The 17,845-nt window shown below is 49.6% G+C and carries 18 protein-coding genes and 1 pseudogene; 14 read left to right on the plus strand and 5 right to left on the minus strand.

Features of this window, described 5'->3' with window-relative positions; genetic code table 11:
- Positions 1–21 precede the first annotated feature (21 nt).
- Both B157_RS40300 and B157_RS38460 read left to right on the plus strand, forming a co-directional pair.
- Positions 22–171 (plus strand): annotated as a pseudogene (locus tag B157_RS40300) (DUF167 domain-containing protein); the annotation flags it as partial.
- A 273-nt stretch (positions 172–444) separates the two neighbouring features.
- On the plus strand, positions 445–990 hold the full coding sequence (locus B157_RS38460; RefSeq protein ID WP_157618551.1) for a hypothetical protein: 546 nt from the start codon (positions 445–447) through the stop codon (positions 988–990).
- A gap of 281 nt (positions 991–1,271) precedes the next feature.
- Here the strand turns inward: B157_RS38460 and B157_RS0122885 are convergent, their stop codons facing one another.
- The 3 genes from B157_RS0122885 to B157_RS0122895 all read right to left on the minus strand — a co-directional run bounded on the left by B157_RS0122885 (position 1,272) and on the right by B157_RS0122895 (position 3,887).
- The gene (locus B157_RS0122885; RefSeq protein ID WP_020605642.1) at positions 1,272–2,078 is read right to left on the minus strand and encodes a polyprenol monophosphomannose synthase; all 807 of its coding nucleotides are present in this window, start codon (positions 2,076–2,078) and stop codon (positions 1,272–1,274) included.
- A gap of 73 nt (positions 2,079–2,151) precedes the next feature.
- A complete protein-coding gene (hemG, locus tag B157_RS0122890; RefSeq protein WP_020605643.1) occupies positions 2,152–3,507 on the minus strand; it encodes a protoporphyrinogen oxidase in 1,356 nt (451 codons plus the stop codon).
- Positions 3,504–3,887: a DUF4296 domain-containing protein gene (locus B157_RS0122895; RefSeq protein ID WP_020605644.1), complete on the minus strand. Its 384-nt coding sequence runs from the start codon at positions 3,885–3,887 to the stop codon at positions 3,504–3,506. The genes hemG and B157_RS0122895 overlap by 4 nt, the downstream gene beginning before the upstream one ends.
- Positions 3,888–3,971: 84 nt before the next feature.
- Between B157_RS0122895 and B157_RS0122900 the strand changes: the two genes are divergently transcribed.
- The 9 genes from B157_RS0122900 (at position 3,972) to B157_RS0122940 (ending at position 14,109) form a co-directional block, all read left to right on the plus strand.
- The gene (locus tag B157_RS0122900) at positions 3,972–4,832 is read left to right on the plus strand and encodes a DUF58 domain-containing protein (RefSeq protein WP_020605645.1); all 861 of its coding nucleotides are present in this window, start codon (positions 3,972–3,974) and stop codon (positions 4,830–4,832) included.
- Positions 4,833–4,839: 7 nt separating this feature from the next.
- A complete protein-coding gene (locus B157_RS0122905) occupies positions 4,840–5,820 on the plus strand; it encodes a hypothetical protein (RefSeq protein WP_026308907.1) in 981 nt (326 codons plus the stop codon).
- Between the two features lie 4 nt (positions 5,821–5,824).
- Positions 5,825–6,904 (plus strand): VWA domain-containing protein, encoded by a 1,080-nt coding sequence (locus B157_RS0122910; RefSeq protein ID WP_020605648.1) that lies wholly within the window; start codon positions 5,825–5,827, stop codon positions 6,902–6,904.
- A gap of 182 nt (positions 6,905–7,086) precedes the next feature.
- Positions 7,087–7,893, plus strand: coding sequence for an FkbM family methyltransferase (locus tag B157_RS0122915; protein WP_020605649.1), 807 nt, complete (start codon positions 7,087–7,089; stop codon positions 7,891–7,893).
- 104 nt (positions 7,894–7,997) lie between these two features.
- The gene (locus B157_RS0122920) at positions 7,998–8,969 is read left to right on the plus strand and encodes a hypothetical protein (RefSeq protein ID WP_020605650.1); all 972 of its coding nucleotides are present in this window, start codon (positions 7,998–8,000) and stop codon (positions 8,967–8,969) included.
- A 335-nt stretch (positions 8,970–9,304) separates the two neighbouring features.
- Positions 9,305–10,273 carry a glycosyltransferase gene (locus tag B157_RS0122925; protein ID WP_425423215.1) on the plus strand — a complete coding sequence of 323 codons (969 nt, stop codon included), beginning with the start codon at positions 9,305–9,307 and terminating at the stop codon, positions 10,271–10,273.
- 80 nt (positions 10,274–10,353) lie between these two features.
- Positions 10,354–11,109 (plus strand): glycosyltransferase family 2 protein, encoded by a 756-nt coding sequence (locus tag B157_RS0122930; RefSeq protein WP_020605652.1) that lies wholly within the window; start codon positions 10,354–10,356, stop codon positions 11,107–11,109.
- Positions 11,110–11,351: 242 nt separating this feature from the next.
- On the plus strand, positions 11,352–12,326 hold the full coding sequence (pfkA, locus tag B157_RS0122935) for a 6-phosphofructokinase (protein WP_020605653.1): 975 nt from the start codon (positions 11,352–11,354) through the stop codon (positions 12,324–12,326).
- 298 nt (positions 12,327–12,624) lie between these two features.
- Complete coding sequence (locus B157_RS0122940) at positions 12,625–14,109, plus strand: TlpA family protein disulfide reductase (protein ID WP_020605654.1); 1,485 nt, start codon at positions 12,625–12,627, stop codon at positions 14,107–14,109.
- A 33-nt stretch (positions 14,110–14,142) separates the two neighbouring features.
- Here B157_RS0122940 and B157_RS0122945 read toward each other — a convergent pair whose 3' ends face one another.
- Positions 14,143–15,054: a DUF58 domain-containing protein gene (locus tag B157_RS0122945; RefSeq protein WP_020605655.1), complete on the minus strand. Its 912-nt coding sequence runs from the start codon at positions 15,052–15,054 to the stop codon at positions 14,143–14,145.
- Between B157_RS0122945 and B157_RS40135 the strand changes: the two genes are divergently transcribed.
- On the plus strand, positions 15,053–15,175 hold the full coding sequence (locus B157_RS40135) for a hypothetical protein (RefSeq protein WP_281168501.1): 123 nt from the start codon (positions 15,053–15,055) through the stop codon (positions 15,173–15,175). The genes B157_RS0122945 and B157_RS40135 overlap by 2 nt on opposite strands.
- A 35-nt stretch (positions 15,176–15,210) precedes the next feature.
- Here B157_RS40135 and B157_RS0122950 read toward each other — a convergent pair whose 3' ends face one another.
- Entirely contained in the window at positions 15,211–15,627 is a 417-nt protein-coding gene (locus B157_RS0122950; protein WP_245565213.1) for a septal ring lytic transglycosylase RlpA family protein, read from the minus strand.
- A gap of 295 nt (positions 15,628–15,922) precedes the next feature.
- On the opposite strand from B157_RS0122950, the gene B157_RS0122955 reads away from it, so the two are divergent.
- Positions 15,923–16,249 (plus strand): DUF3276 family protein, encoded by a 327-nt coding sequence (locus B157_RS0122955; RefSeq protein WP_018618278.1) that lies wholly within the window; start codon positions 15,923–15,925, stop codon positions 16,247–16,249.
- A gap of 253 nt (positions 16,250–16,502) precedes the next feature.
- Positions 16,503–17,603: a redox-regulated ATPase YchF gene (gene ychF, locus B157_RS0122960; RefSeq protein WP_020605657.1), complete on the plus strand. Its 1,101-nt coding sequence runs from the start codon at positions 16,503–16,505 to the stop codon at positions 17,601–17,603.
- Positions 17,604–17,845: the final 242 nt, after the last annotated feature.

Genomic DNA, 17,845 nt, shown 5'->3' on the forward strand with positions numbered 1-17,845 from the left:
AATGGATAGAACGGGAAAGCCAATGCTTACCTGATTGAATTCCTGGCTAACCGGTTGGGAACGGCCAAGTTGAATGTAACGATGGTGGCGGGTTTCACCAATCCATACAAACGAATTGAAATCGATATAGAGCCGGAAGACTATGACCGGTTTCTGCTGGACGTTACGTAGGAAAATGATTACGATTTTCCGGTAAAGTTCATTTAGAAGATAGGTGAATGACAACTCAATTATTGTACTTTTTCAAGAGTAGTTTTGTAACTACACTTATGTTATTCGACTTTTTCCTGATTTCACCACAGCTATCAAGTTTAAAAAAGGACCAGATTATCTGCCGGGGAAGTTGATAAAGAATTATGTTGCCTTGAAATAAGGGAATGAATTAAATTAACTAGACAAGTAGTTGAAAGCGAAAATTAGCTTAGTGAGTAAAAATGTAAAGTCATGAAGCTAGAAACCGTTTTATTCTTTTTGCTGGCACTTTGTAGTTCGTGTTCCCGCTCGTTTCCTGTTCGTGCTTCGCTTGATCGATCAGCTTGGTTTGCTTCCCTATCAAATGGTACACCGAAAATCTATGAGGGTGACAGGCTGAGTCTCATTTTTGCTACTGATCTACCTCATCCTGAATTAGAAAAGAAAAAAAGTGGTAAAGTGACAGGTTGCAAAACCCAATGTAACCGAACCCAAACGTTGCTTTTATCGAACATTCCGCTTCGCTCCGGTCTATATCGAATTACTCAGTCGGGTTTAGATTCTTTACAAGGTACTAGTGTTTATTGTAGCTATGCAACCGAAGGGGTAGCACAAGTTATCACTAGGACATACAATCAAGGCAATGGTTGGTTACAAATCATTCAGTATGATTCAACGACTAATCAACTTAAGGGAAAGTTTGATATCCGCTTTAAGGCCAACGATGGCAGCTCCCGCGCCGTCCATTTCCGCCATGGAAAGCTTAATTTATTAGTCAATAAAAAACCATTAAGTTGATATGATATCGTATTCTACTACTTTTCTGTACACTGAATCAGTAGCATACGAACTGTTGTATAAGTAGCAATTATGTTAAGCAAAGTATCCTGATTTGTACAAATAGATACTAGCTGGTCCGGAAATAAATTTACCCTTCAACAAGAATCGACTTTGTTTTCATCGAAGCATTGCTTTCAAACACTTCTACGATGAAACTCCACCCCATTTCAATGACGAAAATGAGCCTGCCTGTTTCCTGGGTATCGCCGTTTTCTACCGAACAAACTTACTAGCAGAAATCAAGCTGCGTCGACTGGCTCTTGCGTAGCTTTAGCGGTTTCGTTCCGGGGAATGTAATGGCGGAAGAAACTGCTGATTTTCATCTGCAAAACCCCGAAAACGGCTTCTTTGAAAATTTTGGACGACATTTTCGATACACCCCGTGTCCGGTCAGTGAAAATAATGGGGACTTCTTTAATGCGGAAGCCATATTTCCAGCAGGTGAATTTCATTTCAATCTGGAAAGCGTAGCCCACAAATTTGATGGGGTTATGCAATATCACCTCCAGTACTTCGGCGCGGTAACAAACGAATCCGGCCGTTGGGTCCATGATGGACATACCCGTAATGAACCGGACATACACGCCCGCAAAATAGGACATCAACACCCGGCCCATCGGCCAGTTCACCACGTTAACACCTTTAATGTAACGCGAGCCAACGGCCACATCGGCACCGTCTTCGGCGCAGGCCCGGTAAAGTTTAATCAGGTCTTCGGGGTTGTGCGAGAAATCGGCATCCATCTCGAACAGGTACTGGTACCCTCTGGATAGCGCCCACTTGAACCCATCGATATAAGCGGTTCCCAATCCCATCTTACCCCGCCGTTCCAGCAGATGCAATCGGCCAGCGGCATTAGTCCGGGACGAGCCGTGGGGAGGGAATTCTTCCTGCAAATCACGCACACGCCGGGCGGTTCCGTCGGGAGAGCCGTCGTCTACAATGAGCAAATCAAAGGAATCCGGCAAACTGAACACCTTTCGGATAATGGCCTCGATATTCTCAATTTCATTATAAGTTGGGATAACGACCAAACGCTCTTTCACAGGCAGATAATAGGTTAGATACCAGACGTACTAAAATAACAGCAAAACACGCCGTTTTTGTGCAAAAAATTCATTAAAAATTAGTAACAGCCAGGTTATTTTTTACCTGCTGACTCATTTTTTGCCCTTTCTGAATACAATCGGACAACGACACGCCCCCGTACCAGTTTGCACAGACAAATAACTGATCTTTTTCGGCCAGTTTTACCGGTTCCTTTACGGCTACAATGGCAGCATCATACTGTGGAATAGCCCGCTCCCACCGTCGAACAGACTGGAAAACCGGCCCGCTGTCGGCCCGGATGTCAAAGCCTTTCGCCAGCTCCTGATGAACGGTTGATAGCAACACGTCATCCCGTTGGCGGGCATTGCGTGCTGACTGAGTTCCGCCAACAAAGGTGGTAAACAGTACCTCATCGGCCGGGCACCGACCGTCGAAAATGGAACTGCTCCAGATGTGGCCAGCCGTAAACTGTCCCTCCCTTTTTGGGTTCAAACCACCGAAACCATTCAGTGCATGGCCCACGGCACTACGTTTGAAGACTGAGTGAACAACACTCATGGGCGGATAAACAACCGCCCGGAGCCGGGTAGCGAGGTCTTCGTTGTACGATGCCACCAGTTGAGCGGCAGCCTCCGTGCCAACGGTGATAACCAGTTTATCGACTACCTCCGTTTTACCGCCCACGGTTACCTGCCACCCGGCTTGTAGCGGAACGATCTGCTCAACGGGCGTATTCAGCGCGAGGTTTGTTAACCGGGCGGCCAGCGCATCGGTCAGGGTTTGCATCCCGTTCCGAAAGCTGAACGACTGACGCCGGTTCGTTTTGGACCGGTTTTTTATCAGGCCACGCACCACAGAGCCGTACTCTTTTTCGTACTGAATCAGTATAGGAAATGTCTCCGACACGAGCAATTCCTCCGGGTCGCCTGCGTAAATCCCGGCCACAAATGGCCCCAGTGCATAATCGACCAGTTCCTGAGAAAAACGTCGGCGAAAAAACTGAGCCAGCGTTTCACCCGTCGGCGACAGGGTTTTATTCGAGCGTTCCCGCCAGATGGCCAGCTTCGTTTTCCAGCTAAAGAAACGGCCAAACAATAGCGAGGGCGGCCCGGATGGTAGTTCGCGGTACTGGCCATCCCGAAAAATAAACCGCGCTTTGCTAACCGGCTTACTAAACAGGAGTTCAGGCGTCAGACCCAATTCGTCAATCCACGCCAGTAGCGCACTATCCCCAAGCAGCGAGTTTGGCCCCGACTCAAGCAGGTACGAACTACCGGATAACGCACTGGCTTGCTCCCGACGCGACTGGATATACCCACCGGGCTGCGGGCTGGCTTCCCAAAGCTGGTAGTGTATGCCCTGCTTTTGCAACTCATACGCCAGGGTAAGCCCCGAAATGCCTGCGCCAATAATACCAACCGTCATGGTTTTTTCGATCTCTTCGCGTTTTCAGCGTCAATTTTCTTTTGTAAATTCTTGGTCACCTGTTTATAGATAACCTCCATGTTTGCGGGATGGGACGAATAAAAAATGTAGCTCTTTCGGTAAGCGGCTGTATCGACTCCGAATTTTTTAAAAATCTGTTTTTCCATATGCTTGTAGGCCACCTGCGACGAGTCTATGGAGGTCAGACTAAGTCGACTGACACGGGCCTCGGCTATGTGTACTTCGGTCAGAATACCGGCCATCTCCCCTTCATCAATCAGGCCCGCAGGCTTCCTGTCGGTGGGGTTTGTGCAGGCTGTAGCCAGCCATCCGCCGAGCAGCAACGTCCACAGATAGCGCAGGAATGAGTATCGGTGCATACGGTTAAATCAATAGCTTTGTAAGCTAATCCCGGCTGGCAAAGTTCGGGATTAGCTGTTAAAATAGTATAACGCCTATTTTGTATGGACGAGTTCTTAGCCCGGCTCCGTAATTTCGACATCCGCATCCGCAAGGCAGTCAACTCGCAGATGCGCGGTAACTTTCGGTCTATTTTCAAAGGAACAGGACTTGAATTCAGTGATTTACGAACCTATCAGTACGGCGATGATGTGCGGGCCATCGACTGGAACGTTTCGTCAAAAGGGCACGGCACGTTCGTAAAAGTGTTTCGGGAGGAGAAAGACCAGACCGTTTTTTTTGTGGTGGATGTCAGCGCGTCGCAGCAGGTTGGTAGCCGTCAGCGCGACAAACTGACTGCTACCAAAGAGGTATGTGGCGTGTTGGCGTTGTCGGCCATTCATGAAGCCAGCCATGTGGGTATGTATTGTTTTTCGGATCAGAAAGAACGGTATATCAAACCCGCCAATGGTATAAAAACGGGCTATCATCTTATTATGAGCCTGTTTAAACTACAGCCGGTATCGGGTCAGACCAGCATTGCCGATGCACTCCTGTTTACGCTGAACGCCCTCAAACGCCGGAGCGTCGTTATTCTGCTCTCCGATTTTATCGACACTAATTATGAACACAACCTAAAGGCACTCGCTAAAAAGCATGACCTGGTCGTTATTCACTTATACGACCAGCGAGAGGTAAACCTGCCCAAACTGGGCATTATTCCGGTGTACGATAGTGAATCGGGCCGTATGGTATGGGTCAATACCTCGTCTGCGTCTTTCCGGACTACCCTGCACGACACGTTCCAGCAGAATCGGATTCAACTGGAACGGCTTTGCAGACAGTACAATGCCAGTTACCTCGCGCTCGATTCGCAGGAGGATTTTGTACCGAAACTCGTTGAATTATTCAGGATAAGAAAGTAAAACTACTGTGTCATACGCCGTTCGACTCCTACTGCTCCTTTTCCCTTTGCTGATACAGGCGCAACCACACCCACGAAAGGCTGCGCTGAGTGGCCAATTCCTGACGGACAGCGTTGATATCGGGCGACCTTTTCAGTATAGTCTGGTTTATCGTCATCCTGCCATAACAGATGTGTTTTTCCCCGATACAGCCCGGAACTTTGCGCCTTACCGCGTACAGAAGGTATCGGTCTTTGCCACCCAAACTACCGGTTCCGGTGCCGGAGCCATTAGTCGGGACAGTGCGGTGTATACGCTGGTATCGTTTGAAACGGATTCTGTTCAGCTATTGAAAGTACCCATTCAGGTTATTCATGAAACCGATTGTACGGCTCAGTGGACGCAAACCGACACAGTTCTTTTGCGATCGAAATTGCCGGTAGCCGCTTTGTCTGATTCATCCCGGCCGATGCCTGCACTGCTTACGGAAACAAATCTGGCTCCTCTTCAGCAACAGTTTAACTACGCAGCGTTGGTTGCTGGCTTTTTACTGGCCAGTTTGGTAGCACTTGGCGTATACGGTTTGCTGGGACGAACCGTTCTGAGGTACTGGCAACTCTTTCAGCTACGCCAGAATCACCGGCGCTTTCTCAAGGAATTTAACCAGCTTATCCAGAGCATTGATGCCCTATCGGCATCCGAAACCGCCCGGCAAGCCGTTATGACGTGGAAGGTGTATCTGGAGAAACTGGATGCAGAGCCCTATAGATCATTAACAACGCCTGAACTGGCCGACCGCATGAAAGACGACCGTATCTTGAATGCTCTGCGCGAAGCGGACCGGATGATTTACGGAGGAGCTTTCTCCGCCGATTCATTATCGGCCCTTAGGTTACTGGGCCAAATAGCCACGATCTGCTATCAGCGCCATCGGACCCAAATGCAGCATGAGTCGGGTTCAGATAATGCATCCACGAGCCAACTGGCCGAAAAACCGTTTGTCCCTTAACAAAATGGAACCCTGGTATTCGCTTCACTGGTTTGATCCGGCACAATGGCAGCAGTTTCGGGCTGTGTACCCATTGGCGTTGGCATTTATTCCGGCTATCCTGTTGCTGTTTGCCCTTCGTTACTACCTGTACCGAAAAACACAGCAACGGCTTACCCTATCGCTGACACAACTGGACAGGTCCCGAAACCCAAACGAACATACCCGGTCTTACTGGTCGTGGCTAAGCTGGCTGCGTTATCTATTACCCGTTAGTGTATTCATTGGCACGGGGCTACTGTTGGTAGCGCTGGCCCGCCCACAAGTTATTCGGGAGCAGCGCGATGAGCAATCGGAAGGTATCGATATCATGCTGGCTATCGACGTATCGGAGTCGATGCGGGAGGCCGACCTGCCACCCACCCGGTTGGCGGCTGCCCGCCGGGTGGCCCAGCTATTTATCAATGGACGTCGCAATGACCGGATTGGCCTAGTCGTCTTTGCGGGCGAAGCTTTTTCACTCTGCCCCCTCACGACCGATTATGGTTTATTGAAACAGTACCTGAATGACCTCGATACGCAGATGATTAGCACCTCTGGTACCGCCATTGGCGATGCCCTGGCCCGCTGTATTAACCGGATGAGGGACCGTTCTGTTTCACCGGTGGATACCAGTCAGGTACAGGCTACAGAGTCGGTTAAAGGGCGAAGCAAGATCATTATTTTACTGAGTGATGGGGACAACACGGCGGGCAATCTGGACCCGGTAACGGCGGCACGGCTGGCCAAAGCATTTTCTATTCGTCTCTATACCATTGCCGTTGGTCGCCCGGTCATCTCCGATTCTACTGCCGTTACGGTAGACGAAGGCATTCTGAAAACCATTGCTACCATTGGCAACGGGAGTTTCTTTCGGGCTACAGATGCCAAACGCCTGCGAACGGTATTCGCCCAGATCGACCGCCTGGAAAAAGCCCCGGTTCGGGTTCGGATTTATGAAGACGTGCAGGATTATTACCGTATTTATCTATACTGGGGAATCGTTTTTCTGCTATTTGCCCTTGCGCTGAAAACAACCATTTTTGGCAATATTCTGGAAGATTGACGGTTCGTGCCACGTTGTTTTTGATTTTCGTAGTAATGGAGCGGGCAGTATCTCCGGTCAGAAATGGAATGATCGGGTCTATGGAGTAATTCAGTTGCAGACTGGCTGAATGCCCCGCCTGAACGATAAGTAGATTTCTACGTTCTGTTTTGGCCTACCTTTGCCCCTGAAAATTCTCACTCATGTGGCTTTTTAAATTTTTATTTACCGAAACAGCCCGACTACTCCGCTCAGTCGAAGGTCGGCGTTTGCTGGGATTAGCGGTACGCTATGGTGACCGGCCGCGCAATCAGGCTACCGACATTACGTTTGGGCCTTATCGGTTCCGGGTACCCGATGCGCTGTCGTTTGTGTGGCAATACCGCGAAATTTTTGTGGACGAGTTTTATAAATTCTATACCACATCTACCACGCCTGTCATTTTCGATTGCGGCACCAACATCGGCACCAGCATCGTGTATTTTCGGCAGCAGTACCCGCGGGCGCGTATCGTGGCGTTTGAAGCCGACAAACGCATCAGTGACCTATTGCAGGAAAACCTGCGACAGAATAAAATAACCGGGGTTGAGGTCGTTACGAAAGCTGTCTGGACGAATGAGGATGGCATCCTGTTTGGGAGCGATCAGGCCGATTCGGCGTCTATCTTCTCCCAAACGGACCGGACGTTAGTTCCCTCCGTGAGGTTGCGCGACAGGCTGCTGCAGGAAACCCAGATCGACATGCTTAAAATGGACATCGAAGGAGCTGAAACGGCGGTACTCACCGACTGCCGAGATGCGCTGGCCCACGTGCAAAATCTGTTCGTGGAGTTTCATGCCTACCTCGATCACCCCCAAACCCTTGCCGACGTACTAAACGTACTGGAAGACAGTGGGTTTCGGTATTACCTCAACACCAGCCAATACCGCCATACTCCCCTGGTAAATCATCAGTATAAAGGCAACAACAGCATGGATTTGCAATTGAATATCTTTGCATACAGAAACTAGCGACTTATTGTCATCAGCGATGCGCCATTGGCAGTCATTGATTATAAGCAGCGAATGACGCACCGCTAATGACATTTATAATGACGATAATTGACGTTTACTAAATGATCGACAAAATACTTTCCCGTCCGGAATTCCAGGCTGAACCACCCGTACTGGTGGACATTGGCGCATCGGGGCAATTACACAGTCGCTGGAAACCGTTTGCCAAATATGCCGTCTGTATCGCTTTCGATGCCGACGATCGCGATTTTGGCTACGTAGAGAGTGAGTCCAGCCATTTCAGGAAGTTGTACACGTTTAACCACATCGTTACCGGGCCAGATACGGTCAGCACCGAAACAGACACCGATGATTTCTACCTGACAGCATCCCCTCACTGCTCCAGTTTGCTGAAACCCCGGCCCGATCTGATTCAGGAATATGCGTTTGCCCCCAAGTTTGAACCCGTAAAAGTCGTTCAATTGAAAACGCGCAGTCTTCGTTCATCGCTCGATGACCTGAAAATCAGGCAAATTGACTGGTTTAAAACCGATTCACAGGGCACTGATTTGCGCCTGTTTCGGAATTTGGGTACCGAACGTGCCCGGCATGTACTCACCGCTGAATTTGAGCCGGGTATCGCATCTATCTATGAAGGGGAAGATAAACTGTTTCAGGTACTACAGTTTATGGACGAAACCGGTAGCCACTGGTTAGCCGAACTGTTGCCAAAGGGGTCGCCCCGCATCACCCCCACCCTACTGGATAGTTTTTCGCGGCAGCCACTCATCCGAAAATTTGTGCTCTTTTCGTTGAAGAACAGTGCCGTTTGGGGCGAGATGACCTACCTCAACCGATTTGCTGATGACGCTATGCTTAGCCGGCGTAACCTCTTGCTGGGCTGGGTATTTGCCACCACGCTGAAACAGCACGGCTTTGCCCTGATCCTGACCCAAAAAGCAAAGGACCGGTTCCAGGACCCCATTTTTACCGAAATGGAACACTACTCACGCCGACGAATATGGGGGCGCGTATTCGGGCTGGGATTCTGGCCGGAAGTTGCTAAAAAGTTCAATAAACTACTGGGCCGTTGAGAGTTACGCACCTAAGTACTTACCATTTGTTTGGCGGGGCAGCCGTGGCAGCGAATCGACTGCACCGGGCCTTGCAAAAGCAGACAGGGGGCGATGAGCTGATAGAAAGTACGCTGCTTGTGGGTACCCCAAACCGGCTGGAGAAGCACCGGTCGGCGCCGGGTGTAACGTATTTAGCCAACAACTTTCTGGCCGAGCAAACTGCCTTTGGCCGGTTTGTGGCCGAACGGCTTTACTTTCTGCCGCACGAACGCGATACGTCCGTACGGTTTCAGTTTTCGCCCGCCCGGTTTGGCGCTAACCTTAACTTCCATCCGGCTATTCAGCAGGCCGACGTGTTGCACCTGCACTGGATAAACTTCGGCTTTCTGTCGCTCAGCGGTTTACAGTCTCTTTTTGCCCTAGGCAAACCCATCGTCTGGACGCTGCACGACCAGTGGGCGTTTACGGGCGGGTGCCACTACGCACGCGGCTGCACTCATTTTCTAACGCATTGCCATCAGTGTCCGTACCTGAAAAAACCGGGTGAGCAGGATTTATCCACTCAGGTTTTTGAACAGAAACAGAAACTCTTTGCCGAAGCCTCTATTCATTTTNCCCCACCGAGCCGGTGGCTGGCAGCGGAGGCACAGCGAAGTACGCTGCTGCAAAGGTTTCCGTTCACGGTTATTCCCTATGCTATCAATCAACGTATTTTTCGTCCCATCGGGCGGGCAGAAGCGAACACCCGTTTCGCGTTGCCAGACAGGGATAATGATCGTAAGGGTTCGGACCGGCTCCTGTTTGGCAGTGCCAATGTAACGGATTCGCGCAAGGGGTTCCGCTACTTTGCTGATGCATTAACCTTATTACACCAGCAACACCCGGAACTGGCTCCCGAAATCCTGGTGTTCGGCAAGGGGCGTTCGTACCTGTTTGATGAACTGCCCTACCCCGTACGGCACCTCGGCCTGTTGACCAGCGAAGATGACATCGTAGCCGCCTACAATGCCGCCGACGCGCTGGTTGTTCCCTCGCTGGAAGATAATCTGCCCAACACGATCATTGAAGCGCTGGCCTGTGGAACGCCGGTTGTTGGTTTCCGAACGGGCGGCATTCCCGAAATGATTGATCATGAATCAACTGGGTTTCTGGCCGACACGGGTTCCGCCCAGCAACTCGCCGATGGACTAGCCTTTATTTTGACCCATCCCACCCCGGAACTACTACGACAAAACGCCCGCCAATCCGCCGAAACTCAGTTCTCGGAAGAAGTAGTGGCGCAGCAACATATAAAATTATATAGTCAATTAGTGACTGAGTAAAGTAGCCTTGTCAACTATTCACCGTTACGGCGAACCGTTTATTCACTCATTCACTATTCACTAATTCACTCATTGAGAGAATGACCGTCTCCATCATCACCATCACGTACAATGCCGAACGTTTTCTGGAGCGTACGATTCAGAGCGTTATCGGGCAACAGACAACTGATTATGAATACATTGTGATTGATGGAAATTCAACAGACGGGACGCTGGACATCATCAGGCGGTACGAATCCCACATTACCACTTGGATTTCTGAACCCGACCGGGGTCTGTACGATGCCATGAACAAGGGGCTGCACCGGGCGCGGGGCGAGTACGTTTGGTTTATGAATGCGGGAGATACGCTGCATGATTCACAAACGCTGGCAAACCTGTTAACCGCAATGAAGGAAAACCCGGCAAATGTATATTACAGCGATGCCCTGTTTGTGCAGAATGACGGCACTTTAGTTGGTTTACGGAGCCAGGTAACCCCCCATGTGCTCCCCCAACACCTGACCTGGCGCGATATGGCGTTGGGTATGAAAGTTTGTCACCAGGCATTTGTAGCCAGCCGTTCGCTGGCTCCGGATTACCAGCCCAACAACCTGAGTGCCGACCTCGACTGGGAAATCCGCTGTCTGAAGGCAGCTCAAAAAATTCAATTCCTGCCCTTTCTTTTGTGCAACTACCTTGTTGGCGGCTTATCGGTCCAGCACCACCGTCGCTCCCTCACCGACCGGTTCAGGGTACTGGTGGCGCATTTCGGTTTGTTTACGACATTGGTCAATCATGGACGGATTCTGGTGCGGGCTCACCAGTTCAAAAGTCATCGGGCCGATTTAATCTAATCAGTCAATACTTATACGGGAGAGAATCGTTATTTTTTATTGACACTGTTTGTTTAACCAGCTTGAGCAGGTGTAGTATATGGAGTTATTTCGTAAAGTTCCTTTATGAAATTTGTATGAAAACAATAGGATAATTCCTCGCCTAATGCCTTAAGATTGGGAAATGAGAATAAATTTGCGAGGTTCAAAAGAACGCACCGTAGCCTTTTTTGTGAAATTCCGTTAAAAAATTGACTTGACCTATGAAACGAATAGCTGTTTTTACTTCGGGTGGCGATGCACCGGGTATGAACGCCTGCATCCGGGCCGTTGTCCGGGGAGCGGTTTACCACGGTATCGAAGTGTTTGGTATCCGCCGGGGGTATAACGGAATGATAAGTGGCGATATTTTTCAGATGACCTCCCACTCGGTTAGTAACATTGTACAACGGGGAGGAACGATTCTCAAATCGGCCCGGAGCAAAGAGTTCATGACTCCGGAAGGACGGGCCAAAGCATACGAACAACTCAAAAAATTTGACATAGAAGGCCTGGTTGCCATTGGTGGTAACGGAACATTTACGGGAGCCACCCTTTTTTTCGATGAATTCGGTATCCCTACAGTAGGTGCCCCCGGTACGATTGACAATGACCTCTACGGTACCGATTATACGATAGGTTTCGATACCGCCGTTAATACCGCCCTGGAAGCTATCGACAAAATCCGCGACACCGCCGACTCGCACGACCGCATATTTTTCATTGAGGTGATGGGGCGCGATTCGGGCTATATCGCCATTCAGTCGGGTATTGCGGGCGGAGCCGAAATGGTGATGGTTCCAGAAGTACTTACCCCCATTCCCGAAGTGATTGAAATTCTGAAATCGGGATGGAGCCGCCAGAAATCATCGTCAATCGTAGTTATTGCGGAAGGCGAAGAAGCGGGGAATGCCAGTGAGATTGCCGAAAAAATCCGGCAGCAGGTACAACCCGACATCGACATGCGGGTAACCACACTGGGGCACATTCAGCGGGGGGGTGTCCCAACGGCCTACGACCGGATTCTGGCCAGCCGCCTGGGTCTGGGCGCTATGGAAGGGCTTATGAATGGGGAGCAGAACGTAATGGCTGGNATTGTCAATAATGAACTGGTGTATACGCCCTTTCGCGATACCATCCGTTTACCCAAGCCCATTAGTGAAGATCTGCTCAGAATGGTGAAGATTCTGTCCGTTTAATAATCCACTGCCCGGTAAGCCTATACGCTTTTACTCCTTGTTCGGACAACCGGGCAGGAAGCCTGTATCTTTGAAAAAACCGTCCGTTCCAGACGGTTCTACACTGCCGGATTAAACGCCCTGTTGTACCCTTTTACGAAGCATTAGTATTTGCATTCGTGTCAATCCGGGAGCGGAAAACAACAAAACTATAGACTATAAACGACGTGGCAAGCGTTTTGTAGGCAATGTGTTAACCAGCAGAACTTTCGTATAACCACCCGTTTTACTCTTTCTACCAAGCTATACACCCACTTGTATGAAGATCATCCTCCTGACCTTGCTTACCGGACTCCTTCCCTTGTCGGTACTTCAGGCCCAATCAACGACTCAGGCATCGTCCGACGGATTTAAGATAACGGGCCATATCACGGGGCTAAAAGACACCACCTGCGTGTTGGCGCACTATTTTGGCGCTACTCAGTACATCCCCAAAGACACGGCCCGCGTAGATGGAGCCGGAAACATGGTTTTTGAGGGCAAAAAAAGTCTACCCCAGGGACTATTCCTTGTCGTAGTTCCGAGGAAGGGTTATATCCAGTTGCTGATCACGGAAGACCAGCAATTTTCCTTTGATACCGATACCGCTTCTATCATCAACGCGATGAAAATTAGTGGCTCGAAAGAAAACGAGCTGTTCTACGCCTACCAGCAGAAGCTCGGTAAATTTTCGGAAGAAGCGCAGGCCATCACCATGCAGAAGAAAATGCGTAATGATGCCGCGTCGTCTGCCCTGTTCAACAAGCAACTGAACGATCTGCAGAAACAGGCCAATGCGTACCGTGCGCAGTTTTTAACCGATAACCCGACTACATTCGCGGCAAAACTATTTAAAGCCAGCTCGGAACCGGAAGTACCACCTGCGCCCAAAGCAGCCAATGGTCGCCCGGATTCCATCTGGATTTTCAACTATTACAAAGATCATTTCTGGGACGATTTCGACTTCTCCGATGAGCGTTTTGTCAGAACGCCTTTCTTACAAAGTAAAATCGAGCGGTACATCAAAGAGTTGACAGTGCAGGTACCCGATTCACTTATTAAAGAAGCGGACTTGGTGGTGAATAAAGCCATTGCCGGGAAAAACAACGACATCAAGTATTACACCATCTACTACATCACGAGTCAGTACGAGCAACCCAAAGTGATGGGAACGGAGGGGCTGTTTGTTCACATGTTCGAGAAGTATTACAAGACGGGTGTTATGACCGTATCGGACTCGTCTACCCTGAAGGCCATTGGCGAACGGGTAGCTGCCATCAAACCCAACCTGGTTGGCAAAACGATGCTATCGCCCGTTGTAAGTGATACGCTCCGCCGACCCATTAACCTGTCGGCCATTAAGGCAGACTATACCGTTATTTTCTTCTACTCCCCCACCTGCGGCCATTGCCGGGAAAGTGCGCCCGGGCTGAAAAAACTGATCGACGATTACAAAGGCAAAGGCGTTGAGGTACTGGCCATCGCCATCGACCAAAGCCCCGAAGAGTGGAAAAAATTCATCAAAGAGTTTAAGCTCGGCAACGCTATCAATGGCTACGATTTCGCCCATAAGAATGACTTCCGGAATCAGTTCGATGTATTCACTACGCCAACGGTCAACGTACTCGATAAAAACAAGAAGATACTAGCCCACAAACTACCCGCCGAGCAAATTGAGGATTTTATCCTCTTCCAGAAACGACAGCAGGGTGATAAGAAAACCGATGCGGCCCCAAAGAACGCCAAGGCAAGTATGAAGAAATAGTATCAGGACGGCCCCGTCCTGATACTGACATTGTTACCTCATTTTTGTCCGCTTCACCAGGTAGGAATTCAGAATCTGGTCGAACCCCTGAGCGATGTCCGCTTCAACGAAGTCGATTTTGTATTGACCGCACCGCATTTTCAGCTCCTGAAAGTACGATTTTACGGCTTGCTGGTACGTTTCACGAACTTGCCCCGGCTGTAGTTTCACCTTCTCCCCCGTTTCGAGGTCGATGAATTCGTACGGCCGCTCATCGAACGCGAACTCCTCTTCTGTCTTCTTATCGGTTACGTGAAAAATCAGCACCTCATGCAGGTTATGACGCAGGTGCTGGAGTGCCGAAAACAACGCATCAGCCTTTTCACTATTATCGAACATATCGCTGAAAATCACGACCAGTGACCGTTTGTTGATTTTCTCGGCTACCTGGTGAATCACATCAGCGGCTGCCGTTCGGCGCAGCGGCTTGGGTTGCTGCATCAACTGGTCCAGTTGCGTAAACAGCTTGTGTACGTGCGAAGGCGTTGATTTGATGGGGGTTTGCACGTCAATCTGGTCGGCAAATGTAGTCAGGCTCACCGCGTCTTTCTGCCGCTGGAGCATGTATGCCAGGCAGGCAGCCGCCATGACACTGAACGTCATTTTACCGTAGTTTTCCTCCGGATAATACATGGAGGAGGACGTGTCTATGAGCAGGTGACAGCGTAGGTTTGTTTCTTCCTCGTAGCGTTTTACAAACAACTTCTCTGTTTTACCGAACACTTTCCAGTCGATATGCCGGGTCGTTTCGCCGGTATTATAAAGCCGGTGCTCGGCAAACTCGACGGAGAACCCGTGAAAAGGTGATTTGTGAAGCCCGGTAATAAAACCTTCGACTAACTGACGGGCCAGAAATTCGACGTTGCCGTAGGAACGCACCTGACCCAGATTAAGAGTTTGTTTCATGAGTAGACCGAAGAAGAAAGAAGGGGAGATGAACGATAAAGTCAGCCATTCGTCTCCCTACCAATTTAACGCAAAAACCGAACCGTTCGACATCTCCGACAGGAATTGCACGGGGAAATAACGAACGGTTCGGTTGGTCTGGTTTGAGCAGACAAGTTACAGGGCAGGTTCCAGTTGAGGCTGGAAGGCTGCGGGTACATCGAAGACAGAAGGAGCAAGCGCCACTGCGCGTTTACCTTTGTCCACAACCCGGAGCGATACGGTGGCAATTCCGCTGGAAATCATGCCAAGGGACTTTGCAGCGGCATAAGTCAAATCGATAACGCGGCCTTTGGAAAAGGGCCCCCTATCATTGATTCGTACAATTACTGAACGGTTGTTGTTTAAGTTGGTCACTTCAACAAGCGTGTTCAGAGGCAGGTGACGGTGGGCACCTTCAAGCGCATCGGGATTGACGCGCTCACCATAGGCCGTTTTCCGGCCAGTAAACTTTTTGGAATAAAAAGACGCTTTGCCTTTCTGTATGAGGCCTGGTAAGGCCCCCGTCGGGTTCATGCTGCTAAAGAACAACATAAGGGACATGATTACATTCATACAGCTTTTGGTTACGTGAAAAAAAATAGGCGGGTCGTATGCTGATAAACGTCACACATACCACCTGCCTCCAAAAAGTGCAATTCCTATAAAACAAAGATAGAATGCAGCCCCTTCACAAGCAAGCAATTAGGCCAGAAACTGTAGAATGATCTCCACAACTCGATTCATTTTTGCGGTTATATGTCCCCAAAATATATTTATACCCATTCTTTTTGTTCTTTCACGAATGCCCGTACTTTAGTGGTCGTATATTGATTAAACCCTATTTATTGTGGACGAAAGAGACCGGGAAAAAATCTATTCGAATCGGGTCCGGGCGGGAAAGCGAACGTATTTCTTCGACGTTAAAGCAACCCGTGCCAACGATTATTATTTGACCATTACGGAGAGCCGACGGCATCCGCAGGGCGAGGGGTTTACCTACGAAAAACACAAGATTTTTCTGTACAAGGAAGATTTTGACAAGTTTATCGAAGCTCTTCAGGAAACCGTAGAGCACGTAAAAACGGAACTGATGCCCGAGGTAGATTTTACGCAGCTAGCCCAGCGCGAACGCAGCGAGCAGGACGACTTCGCCAGCGAATTGAAATGGGAGTAATTAAACCAACAGGAACTGAATGAGTTAGACTTTACTAAACACCTATTTATTAACCAACCATCATACCCAAAGCCTTTGGCATGTCCGAAGGCTTTTTTTGCTGTTCGCCGTTGCGGTGGTCCGCCATTGCAGTTGTATTTTTGCGAAAAATTAAAGAGAAGAAGGTTGAAAGCCTGAACAGGCAAACTGTCTATACAAGAAAAGATATCCAGCTAGGCCAAACTTTCACTCATTCACTCTTTCACAATCATCTATGGGACTTCAATGTGGAATTGTGGGTTTGCCAAATGTGGGCAAATCCACCCTGTTTAATGCAATATCGAGCGGAAAGGCCGAGGCCGCCAATTATCCGTTCTGTACAATAGAACCAAATGTGGGCGTTGTAACGGTTCCCGACGAGCGGCTGGATACCCTGGAAGCGCTGGTGAAACCCCAGAAAGTGGTGCCCACTATTATTGAGTTTGTCGATATTGCCGGGCTGGTGAAAGGGGCCAGCCAGGGAGCTGGTTTAGGCAATAAATTTCTGGCCAATATCCGGGAGGTAGATGCCATCGTTCACGTTATCCGGTGTTTTGAGGATGACAACATCGTTCACGTAGAAGGCAAGGTGAATCCCGTTTCGGATAAAGAAATTATCGATGCCGAACTTCAGTTGAAAGACCTGGAAGCCGTTGACAAGAAAATTCAGAAGATTGCGAAGGCGGCTCAGGTAGGCGATGCGAAAGCGAAGTCGGAACTGGAAATCCTGAAACGGTTTAAAACAGCGCTGGAAGCAGGCCAGAGTGCCCGTACGGTGCCGGTATCGCCCGAGGAGCTCGAAGCGGCCATTGGCGACATTTCCCTGCTCACCGTGAAGCCGGTTATCTACGTTGCCAATGTAGATGAAGGGTCGCTGCCTAACGGGAATGCGTATTCCGATGCCTTACAGGAAGCGGTCAAGGATGAAGGAGCCGACGTAATTATCATCAGTGCCGGTATCGAATCGCAGATTGCCGAAATGGAAGACCCCGAAGAACGGGAATTGTTCCTGGGTGAGTACAGCCTGACCGAATCGGGGCTGAGCAAGCTGATTAAAGCGTCTTACAAATTACTGGGCCTGATTACCTATTTCACCGCCGGTGTAAAAGAAGTGCGTGCCTGGACTATTCACCGGGGCTGGAAAGCACCCCAGGCAGCCGGGGTGATCCACTCCGATTTCGAGCGGAAATTTATCCGGGCGCAGGTAATGAAACTTCCCGATTTCTCGCAGTTTAAAACCGAAGCGGGTGTTCGCGAAGCGGGTAAACTAGCCGTAGAAGGCAAAGAATACATCGTACAGGACGGCGATATTATGGAATTTCTGCACAGTGCATAGTTTTCGTGGGTTTCCCCTGTTCCAATAGCCCACGGTTTATTGATTTGAATTAATTAACCGCCGAACCAACAATCGCTTTTTCGCCGGATTGCGACCACCCCCAACCCCCTCCTAAAACAGGAGGGGACTTGAAAAAGGGAACCCTTCAGCGTAGCCCCCTCCTGTTTTAGGAGGGGGTTGGGGGTGGTCGCAATCCGGCGGTTATTTACATCAAATCAATAAACCGTGGGCTATTGGAACAG

This window comes from Spirosoma spitsbergense DSM 19989, from assembly GCF_000374085.1.
GTDB lineage: Bacteria > Bacteroidota > Bacteroidia > Cytophagales > Spirosomataceae > Spirosoma > Spirosoma spitsbergense.